At 40.3% G+C, this 10,947-nt stretch carries 6 protein-coding genes; 1 reads left to right on the top strand and 5 read right to left on the bottom strand.

Annotated elements, in window-relative coordinates; translation table 11 throughout:
- Positions 1–341 precede the first annotated feature (341 nt).
- The 5 genes from VB694_RS01480 to purL form a co-directional block, all read right to left on the bottom strand.
- Positions 342–1,076, bottom strand: a complete 735-nt coding sequence (locus VB694_RS01480; RefSeq protein ID WP_323358550.1) for a Stp1/IreP family PP2C-type Ser/Thr phosphatase — start codon at positions 1,074–1,076, stop codon at positions 342–344.
- A gap of 18 nt (positions 1,077–1,094) precedes the next feature.
- Positions 1,095–2,780 (bottom strand): AarF/ABC1/UbiB kinase family protein, encoded by a 1,686-nt coding sequence (locus VB694_RS01475; RefSeq protein WP_323358549.1) that lies wholly within the window; start codon positions 2,778–2,780, stop codon positions 1,095–1,097.
- A gap of 207 nt (positions 2,781–2,987) precedes the next feature.
- Complete coding sequence (locus VB694_RS01470; protein WP_323358548.1) at positions 2,988–3,314, bottom strand: DUF6825 family protein; 327 nt, start codon at positions 3,312–3,314, stop codon at positions 2,988–2,990.
- Between the two features lie 285 nt (positions 3,315–3,599).
- Positions 3,600–5,060, bottom strand: coding sequence for an amidophosphoribosyltransferase (gene purF, locus VB694_RS01465; RefSeq protein WP_323358547.1), 1,461 nt, complete (start codon positions 5,058–5,060; stop codon positions 3,600–3,602).
- Positions 5,061–5,296: 236 nt separating this feature from the next.
- A complete protein-coding gene (gene purL, locus VB694_RS01460; protein ID WP_323358546.1) occupies positions 5,297–7,651 on the bottom strand; it encodes a phosphoribosylformylglycinamidine synthase subunit PurL in 2,355 nt (784 codons plus the stop codon).
- 272 nt (positions 7,652–7,923) lie between these two features.
- Here purL and VB694_RS01455 point away from each other — a divergent pair.
- A partial coding sequence (locus VB694_RS01455; RefSeq protein WP_323358545.1) for a zinc-ribbon domain-containing protein occupies positions 7,924–10,947 on the top strand: 3,024 nt, incomplete at its 3' end.

The raw sequence follows: 10,947 nt of genomic DNA, 5'->3' as shown, positions 1-10,947 counted from the left end.
ACTTGCACTTTTTTTTACTTGAAAACGGCTTAAACCCTTTACCCGTAATCTTTTCATGTTTATTCAGCAAGCCCTAATTACTCTCCTCGTAGTTGGGAATTATATGAGTGAGAGATACAATATCTGAATTTGCTAGATTATGAAAATTAAGCCTCGTCAGGTGAATTGAGAGGCTTAAAGATATTTTTATCAATTTGTCAGCAGGAAAAATGCTCAAATTGAACAAAATGCTGAGTATATTTACCCGATTTGCGATTTAGTTTTTGATCAGTGGTAAGAATAACTGACAGAACAGTAGAGACGTTTCCGTGAAACGTCTCTAAAACTAACTATTGAGCAAATTAAGAATTTTCCTCAATAGAGACAAGCACAACTGTGATGTTGTCGTGGCCCCCATGTTCTTTTGCGGCTTCAACAAGAGAAAAGGCTGCTTTGTCTAGCAAAGGAACATCTTGTAGGCAGCTTTTAATCTCTTGCTCAACGAGTTCTTCTGTGAGTCCATCACTACATAAAAGCAAGCAATCTCCAACTTTTATATCTAGTGGTTGTACATCAACTTGATGTACATCCTCACGTCCCAAGCAGCGTGATAAAACGTGACGATAGGGATGTAACCGGGCTTCTTCAACTGAGAGATCACCAAGTTGGATGGCTCTGGCTATCCAAGTATGGTCTTCCGTGATTTGCTTGAGTTGTGATTCCCGAAAACGATATAGTCGTGAATCTCCAATATGAGCGCATAAAGGTGGCTCTGGGTCACGAAAAACCACGACAACAGCAGTTGTTCCCATATCAGAACGTTCAGCATGAGTTTGCTGATCCTGCAAAATTGCTGTATTAGCAGCCAATAAAGCTTGTTCTAATAATTCTTGTGCGGATTGGGAAGATTGCCAATTTGCCAACAAATAAGCTTGGATTTCTTGGGTAGCGATGCGACTGGCTTCTTCTCCTCCTGCATGGCCACCCATACCATCCGCAACTATAAAAAATCGCCCTTCTGGGTCTATGCAGTAAGAATCTTGATTATTAGAACGAATAAGTCCGGGATCAGTAGAACCCGTGAAGTTTTTTTTCATAAATGTTCTTGGCAATAATTAATACTTTTGATCATAACGGTCAAGGCGTGAAATTAGACGGAGAAGGATGATTGAAACTGCGGTGGCAATTAAACCAGCTACTGCTGCTAACCATACATAATGATTAACTAAAAGAATAGTAGCTGAAACTGTAAAACCACTGATTATCAAAGCATAACTCATTCCCATCTGAATATTACTCTGTCGTCTTAACAGACGTTCTGTTTCTACAGAGCGAACTCGCAGACGAATATCGCCACGTTCTAATTTATCTAGAGTATCTTCTAATCGACGTGGTAAACCTAAAGCAGTGCTACTGACTTGTACTGCTTGACGACTTAATTCATTCAAGAAGCTGTTCCCCTCTAAACCACTATTGTTAGTCATAAGCTCCATTGCATAAGGCTGGGCAACTTCCATAAAGTTAAATTCTGGATCTAAGCCCTTGCCTACCCCTTCTAGGGTAGAAAAAGCCCGCATCACAAAAGTGAAAGTTGCTGGAAATCTAAATGGTTGATTGTAAGCTATTTCATAGAGGTCTTCACTAATGGCAGCTACTGATTGAGCTTCAAAAGGTTTATCCATGAAATTATCCAGCATATACTGAACTGAACGACGTACAGGACCCATATCATCTACGGGGGCGATCGCTCCCAAATCAATTAGAGACTGTACCACGCGATCGCCATCTTTTTGAGCGATCCCAAATAGGGTTTGCATCAGTCCTTCCCGGACATTGGATTTAATTGTTCCCATCATCCCGAAATCGTAGAAAATCAAAGCCCCATCAGGGCTAACTGCTAGATTACCAGGGTGGGGATCAGCATGGAAAAAGCCGTTATTTAGTAATTGGTGCAAATATGCTTGAGCGCCATAACGAGCGATCGCTTTCCGATCCACACCCGCAGCTTCTAATGCCTCATATTGGCTAACTTTAATCCCCGGCATATACTCCAAACTAATGATCCTGGAGGTAGTATAACGCCAGTAAACCCTTGGTACTTTCACCCAGTTATAGGCGCGGAAATTACGGCGAAAGGTATCAGCATTGCGGCCTTCACTCAAGTAATCAATTTCTTCCCAGAGAATCCGGCAACATTCTTCATAAATACCCATCCAATCTCTTCCCCGTCCCCACTTGGGATGGTTTTGAAAGTAACGAGCAATACCCTTAAGAATTTGTAAATCAATTTCAAATAGCTTCTTGAGTCCTGGCCGTTGTACCTTGATCACTACTGATTCCCCAGAGTGCAGCACAGCTTTGTGAACCTGTCCCAAACTAGCAGCAGCAAGAGGAACTGGTTCAAAACTCTGGAATAATTCAGGGATTTTTTTACCTAATTCTTGCTCAATAATCGTTTCTACCTGCTCATAGCTAAATGCTGGTACTCTATCTTGTAACTTGGATAGTTCCTCTACATATTCACCAGGGAAAATATCAGCACGGGTAGAAAATAGCTGTCCCACCTTAATAAAAGTCGGACCTAAATCCAAAAACGTATTTCTAATCCAAATCGCTTGGGCTTTACGTCTAGTAGCTTGTTTGGCTTCCGTTACACCACCAGGATAACTCCAATCTTTATTATACCGCCAAAGTTTGAACATTAAGGTCAAAACAAAAGACCAAATATCTACAAAGCGGCGCTTGCTAGAGTATTTTTCCCGATTCCAACGGTAAGCTTTATCTGAGTAACTTTGTTCCATATTTTTTTTGTACCGTTGGGTATTCCCTGAATTGCCAGTAGCAAAAGACACTCTATCTCCTGGATTTTTTGATTAATGGGGATTGGGGATTAGGGATTAGGGATTAGGGATTGGGGATTGGGTAAAATTTATCAACTTTTGCCTATTCCTTGTTCCCTGTTCCCTGTTCCCTGTTCCTTGTTCCTTGTTCCCTGTTCCCTATCACTTCTATTTTGACGTACTGCGATATTTTTGTAGTTCGGTTCGCAACAAGGCTATTTCTGCGCGTAATTCGTCGATTTCAGCCTGTAAGTCTGTTGAACCTGCACCATCTACACTACTACCTGTGGTAGTTGCGCCAGTTTCAGCGGCTTCAGCTGCCCGATTAGCTCGTGCTATTACTTCCTCTGTAAACTGGTGTAGCTGCTCTCTGGCTTCAGCATCAAATTTACCCAACTCACTCAAAGCGTCAGTCAAGGCGACTTCTACACGCTCATTAATTACTTCAGCTACTGCTCTGCCTACAAAAAAGGCTTGCACAAGGGGATTACTCATAAATTTTTGTAAAGTTGCTCCGCAAGAAGATTATAACTTGCATTCAGCATGAGGTGTTGGACATAATTCAGGAGTTTATCCGTACTGGGTTGATTTTTAATTTGTATAATTTAATTTAGGCTCAAATACCCGACTTCTTGAATAATTTTGGGATTTAAATTATCAAATCCCAGATTTCCCATTTCCAAAAATGCGAACGTGATGGGTTAGCGATAGCGTAACCCACCCGACAAGTTCTATTCTTTGCGTTTTTGCACCTGAGATTGAGAATTATTCACCCATTGACTAAACTACAGCTTTTTCTAAAATCAATTTAGAACGCTTCATCTGTTCAGGAATAGCCACAGGATAATCACCTGTAAAACAAGCAGAACAAAAACTATTTGTATCTTCCCTAGTTGTTTCTAGCATTCCTTCCCAACTCAAATATGCAAGGGTATCAACTTCTAACTGTTTCGCTATCTCTTCAACTGATTTTGTCGCAGCGATTAATTGATCTTGTGTATCCGTATCAATACCATAAAAACAAGGATGAGTTACAGGAGGAGAAGATATTCTCATGTGTACTTCTGCTGCACCGGCTTCACGTAAGGCTTTAACGAGTTTTCTGCTAGTAGTTCCTCGGACGATAGAATCATCAATTATTACTACTCGTTTACCGTATAGCACATCTTTTAGGGGGTTTAATTTCATTTTAATCCCCGTTTCGCGCATACTTTGGGTAGGTTGAATAAACGTTCTACCGACGTAGCGATTTTTAATCAACCCTTCACCATAAGCTATACCTGATGCTTGGGAAAAACCAATGGCCGCAGGTATGCCAGAATCAGGTACACCAAATACTAAATCTGCTTCTATGGGTGATTCTGCTGCTAGTCTTCGTCCTAACCGCATCCGATAGCTGTATAAAGTTTCGTTGTGCATCAAACTATCAGGACGGGCAAAGTAGATCATTTCAAAGATACACAATTTGCGCTGGGGCTGTTGATTCCAAGCAATTGATTTTAAACCTTTTTCAGTAATCCAAACTAATTCACCTGGTTCAACATCCCGCAGATATTCAGCACCGATAATATCTAAACCGCAGGTTTCAGAAGCGAGAACGTAACGGACTGGATCGCTATCTAAAGTGCCAATAACTAAGGGACGAATGCCGTTAGGGTCCCGCGCTCCCATGATACCTTCGGGTGTGCCAATCACCAGACTAAATGCACCTTGACAGCGGTGAAAAGCACGAATAGCACCTTCTACCCAGTCTGTACCTGCATTAACTTCTTCAGCGATCGCATAAGCTATCATTTCTGAATCCGTACTTGTGATTAAGTGAAAATTACTTTTGAGTAATTCTTCTCGCAATTGGATTGTATTGACTAAATTACCATTATGTGCTAAAGCTAAATTACCTAAACGAGTTTCCACCACAGCAGGTTGGGCGTTCACCTTGCGGCTAGAACCGGTAGTAGAATAGCGGTTATGACCAACCGCAAGATTACCTGGTAGCTCTTCTAAAATAGTTTCACTGAATACCTGAGACACCAAACCCATATCTTTGTGCAGGTGTACGTGCGTTCCATCAAAGGTAGCAATACCAGCAGATTCTTGACCCCGATGTTGGAGAGCATACAATCCAAAATAGGTCAATTTAGCAACATCTTGTTCTGGGGCATAGATACCAAAAACACCACAAGCTTCTTCTGGCTTGTCAGGACGGTGTTCATCCAAGGTAACGGAATTAAGGGGAATCATGCTGGTTTTGCTCCTGGTGGGGTGTCGAGTCAGTGGGAACTGGGGGAATTGGGGATTGGGGATTAGGGATTGGGAATTAGGGATTGGGAATTAGGGAATAATTAATTTTTCTCCTGACTCCTGAATCCTGCCTCTTAACAAATCTTTAACCATCCATTAAAACAGTACCGTAAATTGGTCAAGGATAGAGTATGAATTGTAAATTTTCATGTTCAAACCTTGATTTTTGCTGTTGGTTAGGTATTGGTGTAGATAGCGAGACGGTTGGAGATGGCTAAAGAATAGCGATCGCTCATATCTTCGAGACTAACCTGGAGTAACTGATGGTTATCAGCGGTTAAAATCTCTAAATTACCGGAATTAGAAACTGTTCCCAGTTTTTGCCAATTATCTGTAAGGTGTTCCTTTAAATAGGATTCCCACTTTTCTTGGTTTTCTTCACTGACAGAAACTAAAATTCTCGCCCCACCTTCACCAAACAGCACTTCATCAAAACGGGAATCGTGATTTGCACTAATTGGGAAATTAATTTCTGCCCCCAAATTCCCAGAAAGACAAGATTCCGCTATCGCTACAGCTAAACCACCTTCAGCCGAATCATGGGCAGAATTTACCCAACCAGCGCGAATACCGTCACGACAAGCTTTTTGGACACGCCGTTCTAAATCAAAATCAATTCTCGGTGGCTTACCTGCGATCGTATTATGAATAGCTGCCAAATATTCAGAAGCACCCAATTCAATTTTTGATTGAATAGGTAAACCCAGAAGATAAATTATATCACCTACATTTTGCCAACCTTGTCCGCAAATTTTCGTTAAATCAGGAATCAACCCCACCATACCCACAACCGGAGTCGGATAAATTGGTTGAGGATTACCTTCCGCATCAAAAGTTTCATTGTAGAGAGAGACATTCCCCCCAGTTACCGGCGTTCCCAACGCCCGACAACCTTCACTCAAACCCCGACAAGCGGACGCTAATTGCCAATAACCAATGGGTTTTTCTGGACTACCAAAATTGAGGTTATCCGTCACAGCGATGGGTTCAGCGCCCACACAGCTAAGATTCCGGGCAGCTTCCGCTACTACTGCCTTAGCACCCTCATAAGGATCAAGATAAACATAGCGAGAATTACAATCTACCGTAGCCGCAACACCGCTTTGGGGACTGGGGACTGGGGACTGGGGAGACTCTAAAGGACGGATACGAACTACAGCCGCATCTGCACCACCGGGTAACAATACAGTGTTATTCTGAACTTGATGATCATATTGGCGATAAACCCAGCTTTTAGAAGCAATAGTAGGAGTATCTAGCAAAGTCAATAGAATATCATTCCAACTTTGCAAACTTCCCGCAATTTCAATACCCGCAACATTGCAAGCAGGTAAACTATCACTTGTCCATTGCCAAGCTTTTTGAGCATATTCGGGGGGTTCTGTTAATAATTCTCTTTCATACAAAGGCGTATTTTCCGCCAAAGCATCAGCCGGAATTTCGGCAGCAATTTTCCCCTGAAACCAAATTCTTACAATAGGTTCTTCAATTACCGTACCCGCAACTACCGCTTGCAGTCCCCAACGATGGAAAATATCAATTAATTCCTGTTCTCGTCCTTTGGCGGACACAAACAACATTCGTTCTTGAGATTCCGAAAGCAGATATTCATAAGGAATCATTCCCAATTCCCGCGCTGGAATTTTATTTAGGTCAAATTCAATACCTACGCCGCCTTTAGCAGCCATTTCTGAAGTCGAACAAGTTATACCAGCAGCACCCATATCTTGAGCCGCAACCACAGCCCCGGTTTTAAATGCTTCTAGACAAGCTTCAATTAAGGATTTTTCTAAAAATGGATCTCCCACTTGCACCGCAGGACGGTTATCCATTGACTCATCTGTTAATTCTGCGCTGGCAAAACTAGCGCCTCCCATGCCATCCCGTCCGGTGGTTGAACCCACATATAAGACAGGATTACCAATACCAGCAGCGCCAGATTTGACTATTTCTGGTGTTTCCATTAATCCCAGTGCCATGACGTTAACTAAGGGATTACCGGAATAAGCGCGGTTAAAATATACTTCACCGCCAACCGTGGGAACACCAACGCAGTTACCATAATGGGAAATTCCCGCTACAACGCCTGTAAATAATCTTTGGGTTTTCGGGTCATCTAAATCTCCAAAGCGCAAAGAATTTAATAAAGCAATGGGACGCGCCCCCATTGTAAAGATATCTCTTAATATCCCACCAACTCCGGTTGCAGCGCCTTGGAAGGGTTCAACAGCGGAAGGGTGGTTATGGGATTCTATTTTAAACGCTAATTGTAGTCCATCGCCGATATCCACAACTCCGGCATTTTCACCCGGACCAACGAGAATGCGGGGTCCAGTGGTGGGAAACTGTTTGAGTAATGGGCGGGAATTTTTATAACAGCAATGTTCTGACCACATCACCCCAAACATTCCTAGTTCGGCTTTGTTGGGATGACGACCTAAGCGGCGGACAATTTCGGTATATTCTTCTGGTTTTATGCCTTCTGAGGCTATTTCTTGAGGGGAAAAGGGATTTTCGGAGATGGTGGTCATGGAAGTTATGCACCTTGAGGACAGAGAAATATTCTATCTGTTTACGCATCAATTGGAGGATAACCTTCTTCTCCATCATTAATAGATGCCTAGTCCATAGTCAATTTTTAGCTCACAGACTCCTTCCCCAACTGCACGGTAGTTACCTTGTAGATTCTGGGAACGAGACGAAATATATACATAAATAATGTGATAGTTTATATACATAAATAAACTGCATTAACAGTAATAATGCTTGTGTTACTAAAACTACACACACTCATAAGCCAACTATGGTAAATACGCAAAATATTGAGGAAATCGCTCAAAAACTTCAGATTATCCAAGCTTTAATAAATAGTCCTCTTCCTATTAGTCACTTTAATAACCTTCAAAATGTGGTATCTAGTTTAATTGAGCATAAATTAGTCACACAAAAAGATGAACAGCTTTATCTTTCTTCCTTTGGTAAGAAACTCTGGAAGTATCTGCAAGACGACTATACTGCACTACTTATGAATCCATCAGAAAATTCCATAGATATCAAAAAACCATCTAAAATTGAACTTCAGAGGCAAAAAAAGCTTGATAAAAGTAATGAGTATCTTGAACTTTACAAGATAGGATTCTCCTATCAACAAATTGGAGATCACTATAAAGTAACTAGAGAAAGAGTTAGGCAAGTCCTCAATTCTAACCCTGCATTTAAAGAGTATCTGGAAGAGCGAGAACAAGAGAAAACTATTGTTGAAGAAAAAAAGCAAGAGCAAGCAAAAGCTGAATTATATGCGAGAAGTTTAGCTGCTCTCTATCCAAAACAAGTTGCCGAATTATGGGACTATGAAAAAAATGGTGACTTGAACCCTGAAGAAATCCCTGCGGGTACTGTAACTCAGTATGTATGGTTTAAATGTCCTATTGATGGGCATTCATGGAAAAAGAACCCCTACTCTATTACAATAAGTTGGGTAAGAAGTGAAACAAGCGGCTGTCCTGTTTGTGCGGGAAAGACAAAAAAGGCTGAAAAACAACCTAAACTGATAGAGGTTTATCCAGAATTAGTTGAGCAGTATTGGAACTACGAGAAAAACCAAGAATTAGGTATTGAACCTGATAAGACAACTCTGGGTAGCAATAAGAAAGCTTGGTTTAAATGTCAAATTGATGGCAATGAATGGGAAGGAACTATTGCCATAATAATTAACCAGCAATGGTCTAAAGGCAATCCTGGTTGTAGGGTTTGCAATGGGACTGATGAGCGAAAGATAGGGGAGTGGAAACGTAGAGATGCTCTTGTTGTTGAGTTTCCAGAAGAAGTTACTAAATATTGGCACTATGACAAAAATAACGAACTAAAGTTAGATCCGATGAAGTTAACCATTGGATCTAATAAGGACGCTTGGTTTAAATTTCCTATTGATGGGTATGAATGGCAAGCAAAAATTACTCTATTAGCTAAGGTTTCCTGGAAAAAAGGCAATAGTGGCTGTCCTGCTTGTCGGGGTTTAATAGCTACTGAAAGTACATCATTAGTAGCTCTTTATCCTGATTACATAGCACAGTATTGGGATTATCATAAAAATGATATATTAGGTTTAAATCCTCATCAATTAACAAGAGGTTCTACACAAGAAGCTTGGTTTAAATGTTCATATGATGGATATGAATGGAAAACGAGAATAGGAACTATTACAAGATGTTCATGGAATCTTGGAAATAACGGTTGCGCTCGTTGTGGTTCTGGTTGGACTATAGAGGCAATCCGTCAGTTTGTTGCTAGTTTGGAAGAGCATATACCTAATCTAACTCCCGCAGAACGCTACAAAATATTTGAACAAGCTGGAGTTTTAGGTACTCAAAATTCAGCAGGACTGAAGATTATCAAAGATGTGATTAAGGGTAAGCTTTCTGGGACTAAACTTAAAAGCTTTTTACAAGATAAAGAAGTAACAAAATCCGACCCTAAAATAGAATATAATGAAGTTATTAATGCTGATAAAGAATTGAGTGTAATTGATAATATTACTAACTCAAATTCTCTAGATATCAATACTGCATTTGATACATTAGATCAATTTTATAATTCTGAAAATTCCAATAAGCTACCAAAACATAGAGTACAGAAAAGCTTAGAATTTCTGAATAGTCAAGTAGTAACTTCAGCAGATCAAGAAGCAATTGAGTTTTTTATAGCTTCAAGACGTAACCGAATTTGGGCAGATGTTTTTCAAGATGAATCAGCAGTAGAAGCAGTAGAGGAATTTACAAATGAAGGATATGGCCGCCAGGTAAGAGATCAATTCCTTGATGAATACTATCAAGCAAAAAATATTGCCATTCCAGCAGGGTGGGGATTTCGGAAAGATGGCAAGATAACGCCGCCAAACCTGATGCAAAAATTAGCTGCGGTGCGGTTACGTAGCCAAAAGCGGATGCTAAATCTTTCCTTAACTGGAACAGGAAAAACTATTGGCGGTATCCTCAGTAGCCGTATTATTGATGCTAATTTAACAATCATCATTTGTCCGCGAGATACGGTTTCAAACTGGCATAGTGAAATTAAGCAAGTTTTTCCTGATAGTAAAGTGACTGAAAGAAGGTTTAATCCATATTGGGATGATGTTAATAATGGACATCACTACATCATCCTTAATCATGAACTTTTTCAACAACATTCAACACCTACTCAAATTGGTCAACTGTTGGAACGCTATAAAATTGATTTAATTATCATTGATGAAATTCATCGGTGTAAGCAACGAGGAGATGATATTTCTAAACGACGGCAAATGGTAATGGCTCTGATTACTAATGCAGCGGAAAAAAATCCAGAAGTCCATGTACTTGGGATGAGTGCTACCCCTGTAATTAATAATCTCAAAGAAGGTAAAAGTTTAGTTGAATTAGTTACAGGTGAGAAATATCTTGATTTAGGAGAAAAAGCTACACTTAATAACTGCATGAAATTGTATCAGGCGTTTGTTACTCTAGGAATTCGTTCTAGAGTTAAACCCAATATCTATGTTCCTCCCATCAAAAAAATCCCTATTGACTGTACACATCTTGTTGATGAACTCCGAGAGCATGGCACATCCATTTTGAAAATGGAGCAAATTCTTACTCGTGCTAGAATTCCGACAATTATTAAAGAACTTCACCCTAAAACTATCATCTATACCCATTATGTAGAGGGAATTGTAGATCAGCTAAAAGAAGCAATTGAGGCTACAGGGCTGACAGTTGATTTTCATATAGGTGGAAATAAAAGTGGTTTTCATAGTTTTATTAATGGTTCTACAGATATTCTAATTGCTAGG

Source organism: Anabaena sp. UHCC 0451, assembly GCF_034931405.1.
In the GTDB taxonomy this organism is placed as follows: Bacteria; Cyanobacteriota; Cyanobacteriia; order Cyanobacteriales; family Nostocaceae; genus RDYJ01.
Note: the sequence above shows the minus strand (reverse complement) of the source record. Positions and strands in the feature narration are given on the sequence as shown.